This window comes from Phenylobacterium sp., from assembly GCF_041916435.1.
Taxonomy (GTDB): Bacteria; Pseudomonadota; Alphaproteobacteria; order Caulobacterales; family Caulobacteraceae; genus Phenylobacterium.
Genome location: NZ_JAYRZM010000007.1, coordinates 124,277 through 139,486, shown reverse-complemented (window position 1 = coordinate 139,486; position 15,210 = coordinate 124,277). Strand labels below are relative to the sequence as shown.

12 protein-coding genes are annotated in these 15,210 nt (G+C 72.8%); 3 read left to right on the top strand and 9 right to left on the bottom strand.

Translation table 11 applies throughout. The features are described 5' to 3' along the window. Nucleotides 1-13: 13 nt before the first annotated feature. Nucleotides 14-2,176 (top strand): transglycosylase domain-containing protein, encoded by a 2,163-nt coding sequence (locus ACE3TA_RS19915; protein WP_374576083.1) that lies wholly within the window; start codon nt 14-16, stop codon nt 2,174-2,176. 7 nt (nt 2,177-2,183) lie between these two features. Here ACE3TA_RS19915 and ACE3TA_RS19910 read toward each other — a convergent pair whose 3' ends face one another. Continuing rightward, entirely contained in the window at nt 2,184-3,194 is a 1,011-nt protein-coding gene (locus ACE3TA_RS19910) for an NAD(P)H-dependent flavin oxidoreductase (RefSeq protein ID WP_374576082.1), read from the bottom strand. Nucleotides 3,195-3,344: 150 nt separating this feature from the next. Here ACE3TA_RS19910 and ACE3TA_RS19905 point away from each other — a divergent pair, with 150 nt between their 5' ends. Next, nucleotides 3,345-4,781 (top strand): methylmalonyl-CoA mutase family protein, encoded by a 1,437-nt coding sequence (locus ACE3TA_RS19905; protein WP_374576081.1) that lies wholly within the window; start codon nt 3,345-3,347, stop codon nt 4,779-4,781. Continuing rightward, on the top strand, nt 4,778-6,937 hold the full coding sequence (gene scpA / locus ACE3TA_RS19900; protein ID WP_374576080.1) for a methylmalonyl-CoA mutase: 2,160 nt from the start codon (nt 4,778-4,780) through the stop codon (nt 6,935-6,937). The genes ACE3TA_RS19905 and scpA overlap by 4 nt, the downstream gene beginning before the upstream one ends. Before the next feature lie 3 nt (nt 6,938-6,940). Here the strand turns inward: scpA and dgcA are convergent, their stop codons facing one another. The 8 genes from dgcA to ACE3TA_RS19860 form a co-directional block, all read right to left on the bottom strand. Continuing rightward, the gene (gene dgcA / locus ACE3TA_RS19895; RefSeq protein ID WP_374576079.1) at nt 6,941-7,912 is read right to left on the bottom strand and encodes an N-acetyl-D-Glu racemase DgcA; all 972 of its coding nucleotides are present in this window, start codon (nt 7,910-7,912) and stop codon (nt 6,941-6,943) included. An 87-nt stretch (nt 7,913-7,999) separates the two neighbouring features. Beyond that, nucleotides 8,000-8,494, bottom strand: coding sequence for a hypothetical protein (locus ACE3TA_RS19890; protein WP_374576078.1), 495 nt, complete (start codon nt 8,492-8,494; stop codon nt 8,000-8,002). Then, the gene (locus ACE3TA_RS19885; RefSeq protein ID WP_374576077.1) at nt 8,491-9,039 is read right to left on the bottom strand and encodes a PleD family two-component system response regulator; all 549 of its coding nucleotides are present in this window, start codon (nt 9,037-9,039) and stop codon (nt 8,491-8,493) included. The genes ACE3TA_RS19890 and ACE3TA_RS19885 overlap by 4 nt, the downstream gene beginning before the upstream one ends. 203 nt (nt 9,040-9,242) lie before the next feature. Beyond that, nucleotides 9,243-11,957, bottom strand: coding sequence for a polar localization protein TipN (locus tag ACE3TA_RS19880; RefSeq protein WP_374576076.1), 2,715 nt, complete (start codon nt 11,955-11,957; stop codon nt 9,243-9,245). Nucleotides 11,958-12,137: 180 nt separating this feature from the next. Further along, nucleotides 12,138-12,338 (bottom strand): hypothetical protein, encoded by a 201-nt coding sequence (locus ACE3TA_RS19875; RefSeq protein WP_374576075.1) that lies wholly within the window; start codon nt 12,336-12,338, stop codon nt 12,138-12,140. Between the two features lie 122 nt (nt 12,339-12,460). Beyond that, nucleotides 12,461-13,087: a beta/gamma crystallin-related protein gene (locus ACE3TA_RS19870; RefSeq protein ID WP_374576074.1), complete on the bottom strand. Its 627-nt coding sequence runs from the start codon at nt 13,085-13,087 to the stop codon at nt 12,461-12,463. Nucleotides 13,088-13,159: 72 nt separating this feature from the next. Then, complete coding sequence (locus tag ACE3TA_RS19865) at nt 13,160-13,687, bottom strand: methylated-DNA--[protein]-cysteine S-methyltransferase (protein ID WP_374576073.1); 528 nt, start codon at nt 13,685-13,687, stop codon at nt 13,160-13,162. Beyond that, nucleotides 13,668-15,179, bottom strand: a complete 1,512-nt coding sequence (locus ACE3TA_RS19860; protein WP_374576072.1) for an AlkA N-terminal domain-containing protein — start codon at nt 15,177-15,179, stop codon at nt 13,668-13,670. The genes ACE3TA_RS19865 and ACE3TA_RS19860 overlap by 20 nt, the downstream gene beginning before the upstream one ends. Between the last annotated feature and the right edge of the window lie 31 nt (nt 15,180-15,210).

The window sequence follows — 15,210 nt, the reverse complement described above, 5'->3', positions numbered from 1 at the left end:
CGTGGATTCCCCCTTGCCGCCCAACAGCTTCGCCAGACGCACCAAGCCGCCCGAGCCGCCCCGCCGGCGCCTGCGGCTATGGCCGATGCTCGGCGCGCTGCTCTGCGTGGCCCTGGTCGGCGCGGCCGGCTTCGGCCTGGCCGTGCAGCGCTTCTACGTGGCCGGCCTGCCGCAGATCCCGGATCGCGCGACGCTCTGGTCGGCGGGCCGGCCTCCGGGCGTCACCTTCATCGGCCCCGACGGCCAGGTCCTCGCCTATCGCGGCCCGCGCCACGGCCGCCGCGTGGAGCTGGCCGACCTGCCGGCCCGCGTGCCCCAGGCCTTCCTGGCCGCCGAGGACAAGCGCTTCTACCAGCACGGTCCCATCGACCTGCGCGGCCTCCTGCGCGCCGCCGCGGTCAATCTGCGCGCGGGCCGCCCGGTCGAGGGCGCCTCGACCCTCTCCCAGCAGCTCGCCCGCACCCTGTTCCTCAAGCCCGACAAGACCATCAAGCGGAAGATCCAGGAGGCGTTCCTCGCCGCCCGCCTGGAGCAGGCCCTCTCCAAGGACGAGATTCTCCAGCTCTACCTGAACCGCATCTACTTCGGCGACCGCGCCTACGGCCTCGCCGCTGCGGCCGACGGCTACTTCGGCAAGGACCCGCGCGACCTCACGCTTGGCGAGGCGGCCCTGCTGGCGGCCCTGCCCAAGGCGCCCACGCGCCTGTCCCTCACCAAGGACCTGCCCGCCGCCTGGAGCCGGGCGCGCCTGATCCTGACGACCATGGCCGAGATGAACTGGATCACGCCCGACGAGGCCCGGGCCGCCCTCGCCGCCGCGCCCAAGGTCCGCGCGCCGGCCCCCTCGTCGGAAGGCGACATGGCCTGGGCGCTCGACGCCGCGCAGAAGGAGGCCGAAGGCCTCGTCGGCCCCGGCGCGGCGCCGGACCTCGTCGTGCGCCTGACGGTCGATCCCGCGCTCCAGGCCGCCGCCGCCCAGGCCCTGCGCCGCAACCTCGGCGCTGCGGGCCGCCAGGGCGCGCTGGTGGCCCTGGCGCCCGACGGCGCGATCCGCGCCATGATCGGCGGCGTCGATCACGGCAAGAGCCCCTATGACCGCGCGCTGCAGGCGCGCCGCCAGCCGGGCTCGTCCTTCAAGCCCTTCGTCTGGGCCGCGGCCCTCGAGCAGGGCGTCGGCCCCTTCGACGTGCGCATGGACGAGCCCATCGCCATCAACGGCTGGACGCCGCAGAACTATGGCGGCGGCTATCACGGCCCGGTCACCGTCGAGCGCGCCCTGCAGTTGTCGCTCAACACCGTCTCGGTCCGCCTGGCGCGCGAGGCCGGCGTCGACCATGTGGCCTCCCTCGCCCGCCGGTTCGGCCTGTCCACCATTCCGGAACACCCCGGCCCGTCCCTGGCGCTGGGCGCCTACGAGGTCAGCCTCCTTCAGCTCGTCAGCGCCTACCAGGTGCTGCAGAACGCCGGCTCACGCGTCCAGCCCTACCTCGTCGCCGAGGTCACCAACGCCCGCGGCGACGTGCTCTACCGGCGCGCGCCGAGCGCCGGCGCCCCGGTCTATTCTCAGTATCAGGCCGGCCAGATGGTCAGGATGATGCAGGGGGTGATCACCGCCGGCACGGGCCGCCGGGCCGACATCGGCCGCCCCGCCGCGGGCAAGACCGGCACCAGCCAGGACTACCGCGACGCTTGGTTCGTCGGCTTCACGCCCGACTGGGCCTGCGGCGTCTGGGTCGGCCACGACGACAACCGCCCCATGCGCGGCGTCACCGGCGGCTCGACGCCGGCTACGATCTGGCGCGCCTTCATGACCGTCGCGGAAAAAGGCCTTCCGGTGCGCGACTTCGACTGGGCGCCCGAGCTGACGCCGCCGCCAAGCTGGTTCGACGACCAATACGCAGAAGACCCCTACGCCGAAGACCCCGGCGAGACCGGGGACGACGGCCGCTGGCCGGACGGCGCGCCTTGGGAATCGCCCCAGGGGCCGGGCTCGGTCACCTACGCCGAACCGCGCGGGCGCGCCGTCGGCCCGCTCTTCCCGCCCGGCTACGGCCGCGCCCGGGCGCCCGCGGACATCCGTCCGCCGACGCCCCGGGACGACGCCGACCTGGCCGAAGAGCGCGCCGGGTCCGAGTCCGGCGGCCGGCCGACCTGGTCTCCCAGCACGCCCTTCTAGAGTTCGGCTATTCCGCCGCCGCCAGGGCGTTCACCTGTCCGCGGGTCAGCGCGACCTTGGCCGCCAGCGAGGCCACGGCCTCGTCGTACTCGCGGGTCAGGCGGGCGACCAGTTCGGCGGCCGACGGGATCTCCTTGACCGCGCCGATGCCCTGGCCGCAGCCCCAGATGTCCTTCCAGGCCTTGGCCTTGGTGTTGCCGCCCGAGCCGAAGTTCATCTTCGACGGGTCCGATTCCGGCAGGTTGTCCGGGTCCAGGCCCGCCGCCACGATCGAGGGGCGCAGATAGTTGCCGTGCACCCCGGTGAACAGGTTCGAATAGACGATGTCGTCGCCGCTCGAGGCCACGATCATGTCCTTGTAGCCCTGGACGGCGTTGGCCTCCTTGGTCGCGATGAACGCCGAGCCGATGTAGGCCAGGTCCGCGCCCATGGCCTGGGCGCCCAGGATCGCGCCGCCGTTGGCGATCGCGCCCGAAAGGGCGATCGGCCCGTCGAACCACTCGCGCAGTTCCTGGATCAGGGCGAAGGGCGACAGCCGCCCGGCGTGGCCGCCGGCGCCCGCCGCCACCGGGATCAGCCCGTCGGCGCCCTTCTCGATGGCCTTGCGGGCGAAGGTCGAGTTGATCACGTCATGCAGCACCACCCCGCCATAGGAGTGGATCGCCTCGTTCACGTCGGTCCGCGCGCCGAGCGAGGTGATGATCACCGGGACCTTGTACTTCACGCACAGCTCGAGATCCTGCTCGAGCCGGTCGTTGGTCTTGTGCACGATCTGGTTCACCGCGAACGGCGCGGACGGCGTGTCCGGATGGTCGCGGTCCCACGCGGCCAGTTCCTCGGTGATCCGCGCCAGCCATTCGTCCAGCAGGCTGATCGGCCGGGCGTTCAGCGACGGGAAGGAGCCGACGATCCCGGAGGTACACTGGGCGATGACCAGGTCCGGGTTCGAAATGATGAAAAGCGGCGAGGCGATCACCGGCAGGCGAAGGCGGTCGCGAAGGACGGGCGGCAGGGCCATGGACGAGGTCCTCTCGAGTATAAGTTTCCTCTCTAATATTTACAGCGTACGCATATAACGCGGGCTCACGCAAGCGCCCTGGCGTCGCGCCCGCGCGGTTCCGCTACGGCGACTTGACGGGCAAGGCGCGCGCGGCCCATCTGGCCGGCGATGGCCGATACATCCTCCCTCGCCGCCGCCTTTCCCGCCGCGAGCGCGGCCGACTGGCGCGCCCTCGTCGCCAAGACCCTTGGCGACAAGCCCTTCGAAAGCCTCGTGGGCGCCACGGTCGACGGCGTGCCGGTCGAACCGCTCTACGCCGCCGCCGCCGACGCGTCGCCGCCTGCCGTCGCCCCGCGCCCGTTCGACGCCGACCGGCCGTGGGACGTGCGCGTGGCGGTCGCTCATCCGGACCCCGCCCGCGCCAACACCGAGCTCCTGCGCGATCTGGAGGGCGGCGCGGCTTCGGCGATCCTGCGGATCGACCCCACCGCCCAGGACGGCGTCGCCGTCGGCTCGGCCGACCAGCTCGCCCGCGCCCTTGAGGGCGTGCTCCTCGAACTCGCGCCCGTCGCCCTCGACGCCGGCTTCCTCGGCCCCAAGGCGGCCGATTGGCTGGGAACCGTGGCCAAGGCCTCGCCGACCGCGCGCCTGCTCTTCCACCTCGATCCCCTGAGCGCCTTCGCCGGAGCCGGCGCCAGCCCCGGTCCGATCGAGAGCCATCTGGTCTCCGCCGCCACCGTCGCCGTGCGCCTGGCCGAGACCTACCCCCAGGCCCAGCTCTTCCTCGCCTCCGGCCGCGTGGTGCATGAGGCCGGCGGCGGCGAGGTCGGCGAACTCGCCTTCGCTGCGGCCGCGGCGGTGGCCTACGCCAAGGCGCTGGTCCGCGCCGGCATGGCGATGGACAAGGCCTTCTCTACGATCACCCTCAGCCTGGCGGCCGACGCGGACTACTTCCTGTCCATCGCCAAGCTGCGCGCCGCCCGGGCGATCTGGGCGCGCGTCACCGAGGCCTGCGGCGCGCCCGGCCCCGCCCGCATCGAGGCCCGCAGCTCGCGCCGGATGCTCGCCGCCCAGGACGCCTGGACCAACATGTTGCGGCTCACCTCGGCCGGTTTCGGCGCGGCCGTCGGCGGCGCCGACGCAATCCAGCTCGGCGCCTTCACCGACGCCATCGGCGCGCCCACTGCCTTCGCCCGCCGCCAGAGCCGCAACACCCAGCTCGTGCTGATGGAGGAATCCCACGTCGGCCGGGTCAGCGATCCGGCCGCCGGCGCCGGCTACGTCGAGGCCCTCACCGACGGCCTCGCCCGCGCCGCCTGGGCCGCGTTCCAGGCCATCGAGGCCCAAGGCGGCCTCATCGCGGCGCTCGCCAGCGGCCACGTCGCCGAGGGCGTCGCTCACGCCGCCCAGGCTCGCGTCGCCGCCGGCCAGCCGAAGATCGTCGGCGTCACCGCCTTTCCGCCTACCCAGGCCGCGCCGGTCGAGGTCGAGACCCCGGCGCGCACGCCGGTCGAGGCCCCCTCGCCCCGCCTGCCCGGCCCCGACGGCGCCTGCCCGCCGCTGACGCCGATCCGCCTAGCCGAGCCGTTTGAGGCCGCCCAATGAGCCGCTTCCCTGACTTCTCGACCCTGCCGTTCACCCTGGACGCTTCCACCGCCGCCCAGCCGCCCGAGGCGCCGTGGGACACGCCCGAGGGCATTGCGGTCAAGTCCGCCTACACCGCCGCCGATATCGCCGGCTTCGACGCCCGCCGCGGCTATCCGGGCCTGGCGCCGTTCCTGCGCGGCCCCTACCCGACCATGTACCTCACCAACCCGTGGACCATCCGCCAGTACGCGGGCTTCTCCACGGCCGAGGATTCCAACGCCTTCTACCGCCGCAACCTGGCCGCCGGTCAGAAGGGCCTGTCCGTCGCCTTCGACCTGGCCACGCACCGCGGCTACGATTCCGACCATCCCCGCGTGAGGGGCGACGTCGGCATGGCGGGCGTCGCCATCGACTCCATCCTGGACATGCGCACCCTGTTCGACGGCATCCCGCTCGATCAGATGAGCGTGTCGATGACCATGAACGGCGCGGTGCTGCCGATCCTGGCGCTCTACATCGTCGCTGGCGAAGAACAGGGCGTGCCGCACGCCAAGCTCTCCGGCACGATCCAGAACGACATCCTCAAGGAGTTCCTGGTCCGGAACACCTACATCTACCCGCCCGGACCTTCGATGCGGATCATTTCCGACATCTTTTCCTATACTTCGCGCGAAATGCCGAAGTTCAACTCGATCTCGATCTCCGGCTATCACATCCAGGAGGCCGGCGCGACGCTGGACTTGGAGCTGGCCTACACCCTGGCCGACGGCGTCGAATACGTCCGCGCCGGTGTCGCCGCCGGCATGGACGTCGACCGCTTCGCCCCGCGCCTGTCGTTCTTTTGGAACGCCGGCATGAACGCTTTCATGGAGATCGCCAAGCAGCGCGCCGGGCGCCTGCTCTGGGCCAAGCTCATGAAGGAGAACTTCGACCCGAAGGACGCCCGCTCGCTGGCCCTTCGCGCCCACACCCAGACCAGCGGCTGGAGCCTGGCGGCGCAGGACGTGTTCAACAACGTGCCGCGCACTTGCATCGAGGCCATCGCCGCCACCAGCGGCCAGACCCAGAGCCTGCACACCAACTCGCTGGACGAGGCCCTGGCGCTGCCCACCGACTTCTCGGCCCGCATCGCGCGCAACACCCAGCTCTTCATCCAGATGGAGAGCGGCCAGACGCGGGTGATCGATCCCTGGGGCGGCTCCTACTACGTCGAGCGCCTCACCGCCGACCTTGCCGAGCGCGCCCTGCAGCACATCGCCGAGGTCGAGGCCCTGGGCGGCATGGCCAAGGCCATCGAGGACGGCCTGCCCAAGCGCCGCATCGAGGAGGCCGCCGCCCGCACCCAGGCGCGCATCGACTCCGGCCGCCAGAGCGTTGTCGGCGTCAACCGCTACCGCCCCGACAGCGCCGACGTGATCCCGGTGCTCAAGGTCGACAACACCGCGGTGCGCGAACGCCAGCTCGAAAAGCTCGCCCGCCTGAAGGCCGAGCGCGATCCGGCCGCCGTGGCCAAGGCCCTCGAAGCCCTCACCAACGGCGCGCGCGGGAGCGGCAACCTCCTGGAGCTGTCGGTCGAGGCCGCCCGCGCCAAGGCCACCGTCGGCGAGATCAGCGACGCCCTGGAGGCCGTCTTCAACCGCCACAAGGCCAAGGCCGATGCGGTCAAGGGCGTCTATCTGCGCGAATCCGGCGCCACGCCCGCCGCCGAGCGCGCCCGCGCCCTGGTCCAGGCGTTCGCCCAGGCCGACGGCAAGAAGCCGCGCATCCTGGTGGCCAAGATGGGCCAGGACGGCCACGACCGCGGCCAGAAGGTGATCGCCTCCGGTTTCACCGACCTCGGCTTCGACGTCGACATCGGCGACCTCTTCCAGACCCCGGCCGAGGCCGCCGCCGAGGCCGTCGAGGCCGGCGTCCACGTGGTGGGCGCCAGCTCCCTCGCCGCCGGCCACCTCACCCTGGTGCCGGAGCTGAAGGCCGAGCTCGCCCGCCTGGGCCGGCCGGACATCATGGTGGTCGTCGGCGGCGTCATCCCGCCGGAAGACTTCGACGCCCTGCGCGACATGGGCGTGGCGGCGATCTTCCCGCCCGGCTCGCCGGTGCCCGAATGCGCGATCGAGGTCATCGAGCGCCTGAACGAGCAGCTCGGCTATGCTCAGGTCGAACCGGCCCGCTAGGCTCTAGCCCCAGAGCTCGGACGTCGGCGGCTCGATCATCGAGCCGACGAACGTCAGCCCCGGCTCCCGGTCCCTGGCCAGCAGCAGCGGCCCGTCCAGGTCCACGAACCGCGCCCCCTGGGCGATGATCATCGCCGGGGCCATGGCCAGCGAGGTCGCCACCATGCAGCCGGCCATGATCTCCAGGCCCAGCGCCCGCGCCTCGGCGCAGAGCGCCAGGGCCTCGGTCAGGCCGCCGGTCTTGTCGAGCTTGACGTTCACGCAGCCGTAGCGCCGCGCGCAGGCGGCCAGCTCGGCGCGCGTGTGCAGGCTCTCGTCGGCGCACAGCATCACAGGGCTTTCGAAGCCCTCCAGCGCCTCGTCCTCGCCGGCCTTCAGCGGCTGCTCGATCAGCTTCACGTCCAGCCGCGCGAACTCCGGCGCCAGGGCCTGCAGCTCCGCGAAGCTCAGCGCCTCGTTGGCGTCCACCACCAGCCTCGACTTCGGCGCGGCCGTGCGCACGGCCTCCACCCGGTCCAGGTCGCCCGGCCCGCCGATCTTCAGCTTCAGCATCGGCCGGCGCGCGGCCGCCCGCGCCGCCTCGGCCATCGCCTCGGGTGTTCCCAGGCTGATCGTGTAGCAGGTCTTCACCGGGTCCAGCCGCTCGCGGCCCGCCAGCCGCCAGGCCGGCTCGCCCGCCAGCTTGGCCTCCAGGTCCCACAGGGCGCAGTCGACGGCGTTGCGCGCCGCCCCGGCGGGCATCAGCTCCAGGAGGTCGATGCGCGTCGCCCCGGCCTCGACGGCGGCCCGCGCCGCCTCGATCTCGGCCAGCACGCTCTCCACGCTCTCTCCATAGCGGGCGTAGGGCACGGCCTCGCCCCTGCCCCGCGCCTCGCCCTGACGCACTTCGGCGACCACGACGTGGGCCTCGGTCTTGGCGCCGCGCGCGATGGTGAAGGCGCCGGCGATCGGCCAGCGCTCGTCCTGAACGGTCAACTTGCGCAGGGGATGTCTCCTGGGTGCGGTTGCGCCTCAGGCCTAGCCGCCGGCCCGCGCCGCTTCAAGCCGCCGGCCCGCGCCGCTTCAAGCCGCCGGCGTCGCGTCCGGCTTGGTCGGCGCCGCATAGCGCTGGCTCACCTGGCGCAGGCCGCTCAGCACCGCCTCGGTCTGCTCGGCGTTCTGCGCGCTTTCTGTGTGCAGCAGCAGCTTCAGCGCCTGCACGTGCACTTGCAGCGCCTCCACGTCCCAGCGGCCGGTGGTGTGCAGGTGGTCGATCAGGTCGCACAGGCTGTGCAACGCCACGTCGATGGCGCCCAGGCCGCAGACCGAGGCCACGCCGATCGGCGGGCTGACGAGGCCGTAGAGCTCCATCAGGAAGCCTTCGTCATACGTCGGCGGGCTCTTGGCCATGCAGGCCTCGGCCTTGTCGATGCTCTGCCCCACCTCGGCCACGCACGCGCCGGCCAGCTCGCCCAGGTTGGCTGTGGCCTTGGCGATCGCCTCCTCGACCGGCAGCCCTCCGGGCGCGCGCAGCAGCGCGCTGAGCTGGCGTTTGGGGGTGAAGAAGCTGACGCTCACAACTGGACCTTCCGGCTGGTGACCATGTTGTCGATCATCTCTTGGTCCATGTTGGGCATGACCGCCTCGCCCACCTCGGGCGGCAGGTCGTCGCGACGTCGTCCCTGCCCGCCGCCGGGCACGCCCTCGTTCTTGATGCGCCGGTCCGGGCCCACATAGGTGTCGCAGTCCACGAACTTGCGGCCCTCGCGGGCGATGAAGACCACGCGCTCCAGCACTGTCTTCGGCGTCAGCGGCTTCTTCATGATGAAGTCGGCGCCACAGGCGCGGGCCTGCTCCACCGCGTGGCTCGGGGTGTGGCCGGCCGTCAGCAGCACCGGCGTGAAGCAGTTGGGCTCGATCTTGCTGCGCCTCAGCCAGTTGACGAACTCATAGCCCTCGCCCGTCGGCGAGGCGTCCACCACGGCCAGGTCCACGGCGAAGCGCTTGATGATGTCCTGCGCCTCGTCGAGGTTGCTGGCGCGATGCAGCGTCCTGGCGCCGAAGCCGGTCAGGAGCTGGACCAGGATCTCCATGCCCATGGGCGTGGTTTCGAACAGAAGCACCGAAGCCCGTTCGAAATTGAAGCGTGCGCGGGATTTTGGATCCAACCCCATTTCAGCGCCTCGCTGTCAGCCTGCCCACGCCAACTCCCTCGGCGACGTTCTTTCAGGCCGCGGGCTCAAGGACCGGCCCGAGCCCGCCTCCGCAGTACCGTTCAGAATAGCCGCCGCCCCCGTTAAGGAACAATTGCACGGCCCTGGCCGCCTCAGCCGGCGTCGCCGGCCGCGGCGTCCAGCAACAGGTACGCCCGCCCGGCGTCGGACGCCAGCAGGGCGCTGAGCTCCAGGCCGTCCTTGTCCCGCTTGGCCGCATCGGCCAGCAGGCGCTGGTGACGCGTCAGGTAGCGGCGCACCTGCTGCTTCAGCGCCGGGTCCGTGAACAGCCGCCGGGCCAGGCGACGCGTCGCGGCCGGCGCCATCCGCCGCACCAGGGTCCGGCAGGCGTCGCCGTCGTCCGACTGCAGCAGCTCGACGATCTCCTCCACCCGGGCCCGGGGCAAGAGCGCCGCCGGATCGATGCCCATGCTGGTGATCTCGGAGATCAGCGTGTCCTCCACCCGCGCGTCGGATACCGCGCCCGGATCCTCGTCGATCGACGACAGGAGCTCCTTCCAGGTCCAGCCCTCGGCGTCCGAGCTCTGGTCGCCGCCGCGCCCGCCGGCGGCCTCGAACACGCTGCTGAACTCCTGGTCCGTGGCCGTCGGCGTCAGCCTCAGCCGCGGCCGGGGCCCGGCGTCGGCGGCCGGGGGCTTGCTCGCCGGCTTCTTGGCTTGCGGCGCCTCCACGGGAGCCTCCAGCTCAAGCGGCTCGGTAGGCGCCGCCGGCTGCGGCGGCTGGGCCTTGGGCTCCCGCGGCGCCGGCGACGAGGTGCTGGCCACCGTGCCCATCAGCCGCACGGCCTCGCTCAGCATGTCGTAGTTGCGGCGCACGCGCTCCTGGAAGGCCAGGTCGATCGCCTCGGTCTCCTCGGCCGTGCGCTTGGCGTGCGCCATCAGCTCGTCCATGCCCTGGATCACCGCCGCGCGCACTTCCTCGGCTTGCTGGCGCGCCGCGGCCGGCATCTGCGCCGCGCGCGTCTCGATCTCCGCCAGCATCCGCTGCAGTTCCTGCAGGGCCCCGCGCGCCGCGGTCGCCCCTTCGTCGAGCTTGCGGGCCGTGGCCGCGCCCGCCTGCTCCACCATCTGGGCGGAGCGCTCGATCAGGTCCCGCGCCTCGGCCAGGCGGGTCTCGAACACCTGGTTGGCGTTCTGGCCCGCGGTGAACGCGGCTTCGGAAAGCTGGTCCACCTGGGCGCGCGCGGCTTCGGCGTGGCGCTCGGCCGCCGCGCGCGTGTCGTCCGAGGCCTTGATCAGCGCCTCGATCGCCGCGCGGGTCTGCGCCTCCAGCTTCACCCGTTCCTCGGCGGCGCCGGCGGCCACGGCTTCAAGCGACTCCTTGGTGGAGGCGCCGAAGGCGTCACGCTCGATCTTGGCCTGTTCGGCGAACTCCCTGAACTGGTCGGCCGCCTCGGCGATCAGGCCGCGCAGGGCGTCCGCGCCCTTGATCGCCCGATCGCCCATCTCCGAGGCCGACTGGCGCGCCTGGGCGATGAATTCCGAAAGCTTCGCCGTCTGGCTTTCCGCCTCGGCGGCGAACACCTCCTGGTCGGCCCGCAGCGCCTGGCTGGCCGTGACCAGGGCGGCGCGCTGCTCCACCAGGCCCGCTTCGACCACGCTGATCTGTTCGGCCACGCCGCCGCCGGCCGTCTCCAGCCGCGCGATGTGCCGCGTCAGGTCCTCGCTCGCCGCCCGCGCCGCGTCGCCCGCCTGGCCAACGGCCGCGGTCAGATCCGCGGCCCGCGCCGTCAGCGAGGCTTCGGATTCGCGAAGCTGCGTCACCGCCAAGTCGGAGGCCTCGGCCACCACCCGCGACTGGCGGCCGATCGCCTCGACCACCGAGGCCGATTGCGCCTCCAGCGCCTTCGCCGTCTCCGACATGCCGACGCGCTCGCGGCCCAGCGTCTCGGCCAAGCCGTTCGCCGCGCGGGCCGAAGCGCTGGTCGCCTCGGCCAGCCGGCCCGCTTCGGCCGCCAACGCCTCGCGCAGCGCCGCCAGCGCCTCGCGCGCTTCCTTCGCGGTCTGGCCGGCCTGGGCGATCTCGGTGCGGATCGCCTGCACTAGGTCGCCCGTGCGCCCCGCCGCGATCACCGCCGGCGAGACCATGTCGTCGGCCAGCGCCTTGGCCCGCATCGCTTCCAGCGCGAGCAGCCGGCCCTGCCGGGCGAGATAGGCGGCGATCCAGATCAGCGCGACAGGGCCGAGCGCCAGCGCCGCCAGCGCCGCCAGGGCGATGGGGTCGGCCGTCAGTCCGGGCGCGGCGGCGCGATAGGTCCAGGCCGCGCCCGCCAGCGCGCCGACCCAGCCCAGGCTCGCCAGCCCCGCAAATCCGTAGATCGCCCCGGCCGACGGCGGCCGTTCGCGACGCCCCGGCGCCTTTCCGGCGCCGGCGGGCCGCCTCGGCTTGGCTTTCGACGCCGCTGGCCGCATGGGTCCGAGCTCGGGTTCAGGCCTGGGCGCGGGCGCTTCCCGCGGCGCGTCCATGCGCGGCTTCGGCGCCTCCACCGGCCTGGCTTCGGGCTGCGGCTGGGCGGGAGCCGGCTTCTGCGGCTCGGCGCGCGCGGCGACGGGCTTGGCTTCGCGCGCCTTCTGCGGCGGCTCCGGCGCCCTGGCGGCGACGGGCGCGGGCTGCGCGGCCCTTTCCGGCGCGGGCGCGGCGACGGGACCGGCCTGCTGGCTCACGCCGTCGTCGTTGCTTGGCGGCTCGATCGGCTCCAGGTCGAAATCGGGCGCGGCTTCGAGCGGCTCGGCCTCCTCGAACTCCACCGACGGCCCACCGGCCAGGGCTCCGAAATCCAGCGGCGCCCGCCGCTTCTTGATCTTCATACGCGATCCGCCTGGCGCGGGCTGCCACTCTGCGGTCGAAGACGCACGCGACCACGCGCGCCGCCCCGCACTCGCGCCTTGAGCGAAGGATTACCGACGAAGTCGCCTAAGGCAAAGCGAGTTCCGCCAATTCGCCGCCGAGATGGACACGATGCCGCCGATTCCACGGCGGCTGTGTCCTCAGGTCTTCACGACCTTCGAGCGCGGGGTCGGACAGTCGGCCACCGGCGTCGCCGGCTGCGGCGCGGTGCGCGCGACCGTGCGTGCGGCCGGAGCGGGCTGCTCGACCTGATGTGCTTCAACGGGCACGCCGAAATGCGAGAACGCCGCCGCGGAGGAGTGAACCACCACGGCCGCCACGATCTCGGTCAAGGTTTGCATCGGACCTCTCCCCGAATTCCGATACGATTCCGTCGAGCGGCGTTATCCGACAAGCTTCGCGCTGCGGCAACATGACGCTACGTGAATTTTTGGTCATCCTCCGCCGCGGACGCCGCCGCGGATCAGTACCGGCGGCACAGCACGTCGCGCAGCACGTTGGTGTTGGCCACGTAGCGCCCCTGGGCGTCCACGGCCTGGGCGGCGCGCTGGCTGGAGTCCAGATAGAGCGCCTGCCCCAGGCCCTGCGAACGGCAGAAGGCGTCGGCGGCGTTGTTGCCGGTGGCGATGTCGCGCCCGTTGTAGGTCGGATAGGGGAAGAACACCGAGCGGAAGCCTTCGGTCGGGCGCGCCTGCCCGCCGCCGCCGGGAGGCCGGCCAGGATTGTAGCCCCCGCCGCTGCCGCCGCCGTATCCGGTGTCGGGCTGCAGCGAGGAGATTCGCTCGGCCATGCCGATCCGGCCGAGGTCGGGCACGTCGCCGCGCACCTGCTGGCAGCGCCCGCCGAAGCCGGCGTCCTCGCACACGCGCCAATCGCCCCGGAAGCGGGCGCTGCGCGCCTTGTCGTTGAAGCGCATCCCCGCCAGATTCGACTCGCCGCCATAGATGTCCACGCTGCGGCCCTGGTAGTTGTAGCCCTCGTAGAGGGTCGCCATCGGCCCCCTGTCGCGATCGTACTGCTGGGCGCTGGCGGACGCCGCCAGGCAGCCGGCCGCGCCGGCGATCGCTGCAATGAGACGAAGTTTGGGCATCTGAAGCCTCCCAGTGGCGTTCGCTGGACCTTAGCCCACGGCCTCGGCCGGCGAAAAGCCGCCCCGTGCGCTTCAGGACGCCGCCGCGCCCTCGTGCGCCAGCAGCCAGCGCTTGCGCTCCAGCCCGCCGCCGTAGCCGGTGAGCGAGCCGTCCGCGCCGATCACCCGGTGGCAGGGCACGACCAGGCTGATCGGGTTGGAGCCGTTCGCCAGGCCCACGGCCCGAACCGCCGCAGGCCGGCCGACGCGCGCCGCCAGCGCCGAATAGCTGCGGGTCTCCCCTGCCGGGATCTCGCAGAGCGCCGCCCACACCGCCTGCTGGAAGGCCGTGCCGTTCGTGCGCCAGGCCAGGTCGTCCAGGGCGTCGATCCGCCCGGCGAAATAGGCCTCGAAGGCGGCGCGCACGGCGGCCGGCGCGCGGCCGGTGGAAATGTTCGCGCCGCGGTGGTGGCGTTCCAGCAGCCGGCGCATGCGCGCCTCGAAGTAGTCTTCCCAGTCCACGGCGCAGAGCACGCCTTCGGCGTCCGTCGCGATCACCGCCTCGCCGATCGGCGTCGCCATCCGATCCAGCGTCAGCGTTTCAGGCCGCTTGCCGTTCATCCCGCTTCCCCTTCACGCGCTTCATCGGCGCCGCGGCGTCGGCCGCCCACAGATGCAGCGCCGCGTACGCCCTCCAGGGACGCCAGCGCTCGGCCCGGGCCAGCAGTTCCGCCGGGCTCGGCCGACGCCCGTCCTCGTCGGCCAGGGCGCGCATGAGGCCAATGTCGCCGTGCGGGAACGCGTCCGGCTCGCGCAGCTCGCGCATGGCGATGTACTGCGCCGTCCACTCGCCGATCCCCGGCAGGTCGCGCAGCCGCGCCACAGCCTCGTCCAGGCTGGCCCGCGGGGCGAAGAGGTTCCGATCGCGCACGGCCGCCTCGGCGAGCGCGCTCAGCGTCCGGGCGCGCGAGGCGGGCATGCCCAGGGCGGCGATGTCGGCGCCGGCCAGCCGCTCGGGCGTCGGGAACAGGTGCGTCAGCCCGGCCTCTCCCGCCAGCTCGGGCGACAGCGGCTCGCCGAACGCGGCGGTCATCCGTCCGGCCAGGGTCGTGGCCGCGGCCACGGTGATCTGCTGGCCGAGCACCGCCCGCACGGCCAGTTCGAACCCGTCCCAGGCGCCTGGCGCGCGCAGGCCGGGCCGCGCCGCCACCAGCGGCGCCAGCGCCGGGTCCTCGCGCAGGTGCGCGGCGATCGTCTCCGGCTCGGCGGTCAGGTCGAACACCCGCCGCACCCGCGCGATCACCGCCGGCAGGGCCGAAAGCTTGGCGAAGCGCAAGGTGGCCTTCAGGTGGTCGCCCTCGCCCGGCTCCACGACGACCAGCCCCTGTTCGCCCCCCACCTTCAGCGTGCGCGCGTAGCGCCCTGGCGACACCGTCTCCACGCTCGGGATCGCCCGCATCGACAGGAACGCGGCTATGCCCTCCCAGTCGTAGGGCGCGCGGTAGCTGAGCTTCAGGCTCACGGCGCCGCCCGCGCCCGCCGCGCTTTCCCGCGCCCCGGCGCGGCGAAGCGCCGCCGGCGGACGGTCGAAGAGCTGCTGGAAGGTCTCGTTGAACCGCCGAACGCTGCCGTAGCCGGCGGCCAGCGCCACCTCCGCCATCGGCAGCGAGGTCTCGTGAATAAGCTGCTTGGCCAGGAGCACGCGCCGGGTCTGGGCCACCGCGATCGGCGAGGCGCCCAGGTGCTGGCGAAACAGCCGCCGAAGCTGCCGCTCGCCCAGCCCCAGCCGGTCGGCCAGGCTCTCCACGTCGCCCTCGTCCAGCGCCCCGGCCTCGATCAGGCCCAGCGCCCGCGACACCGTGTTCGACGTGCCGCGCCACGAGCCGAGGTCCGGCGAGGTCTCCGGCCGACACCTCAGGCATGGCCGAAAGCCCGCCTCCTGGGCCGCCGCTGCGGACGGGTAGAAGACCATGTTCTCGCGCTTGGGCGTGCGCGCCGGGCAGATCGGCCGGCAATAGATCCCGGTGGTCTTCACCCCGCCGAAGATCTTGCCGTCGAACCGCGGATCGCGCGTGACGACGGCGCGGTAGCAGGCCTCGTGGTCCATATCCATGCGCGAAGCATGACCCCGCCCGGGGTCCAAG

Bases quoted from the DNA above. Each gene is read 5' to 3' on its own strand.
- ACE3TA_RS19910 (WP_374576082.1), bottom strand. From the start codon at position 3,194: ATGGCCCTGCCGCCCGTCCTTCGCGACCGCCTTCGCCTGCCGGTGATC.
- ACE3TA_RS19905 (WP_374576081.1), top strand. From the start codon at position 3,345: ATGGCCGATACATCCTCCCTCGCCGCCGCCTTTCCCGCCGCGAGCGCG.
- scpA (WP_374576080.1), top strand. From the start codon at position 4,778: ATGAGCCGCTTCCCTGACTTCTCGACCCTGCCGTTCACCCTGGACGCT.
- ACE3TA_RS19880 (WP_374576076.1), bottom strand. From the start codon at position 11,957: ATGAAGATCAAGAAGCGGCGGGCGCCGCTGGATTTCGGAGCCCTGGCC.
- ACE3TA_RS19875 (WP_374576075.1), bottom strand. From the start codon at position 12,338: ATGCAAACCTTGACCGAGATCGTGGCGGCCGTGGTGGTTCACTCCTCC.
- ACE3TA_RS19870 (WP_374576074.1), bottom strand. From the start codon at position 13,087: ATGCCCAAACTTCGTCTCATTGCAGCGATCGCCGGCGCGGCCGGCTGC.
- ACE3TA_RS19865 (WP_374576073.1), bottom strand. From the start codon at position 13,687: ATGAACGGCAAGCGGCCTGAAACGCTGACGCTGGATCGGATGGCGACG.
- ACE3TA_RS19860 (WP_374576072.1), bottom strand. From the start codon at position 15,179: ATGGATATGGACCACGAGGCCTGCTACCGCGCCGTCGTCACGCGCGAT.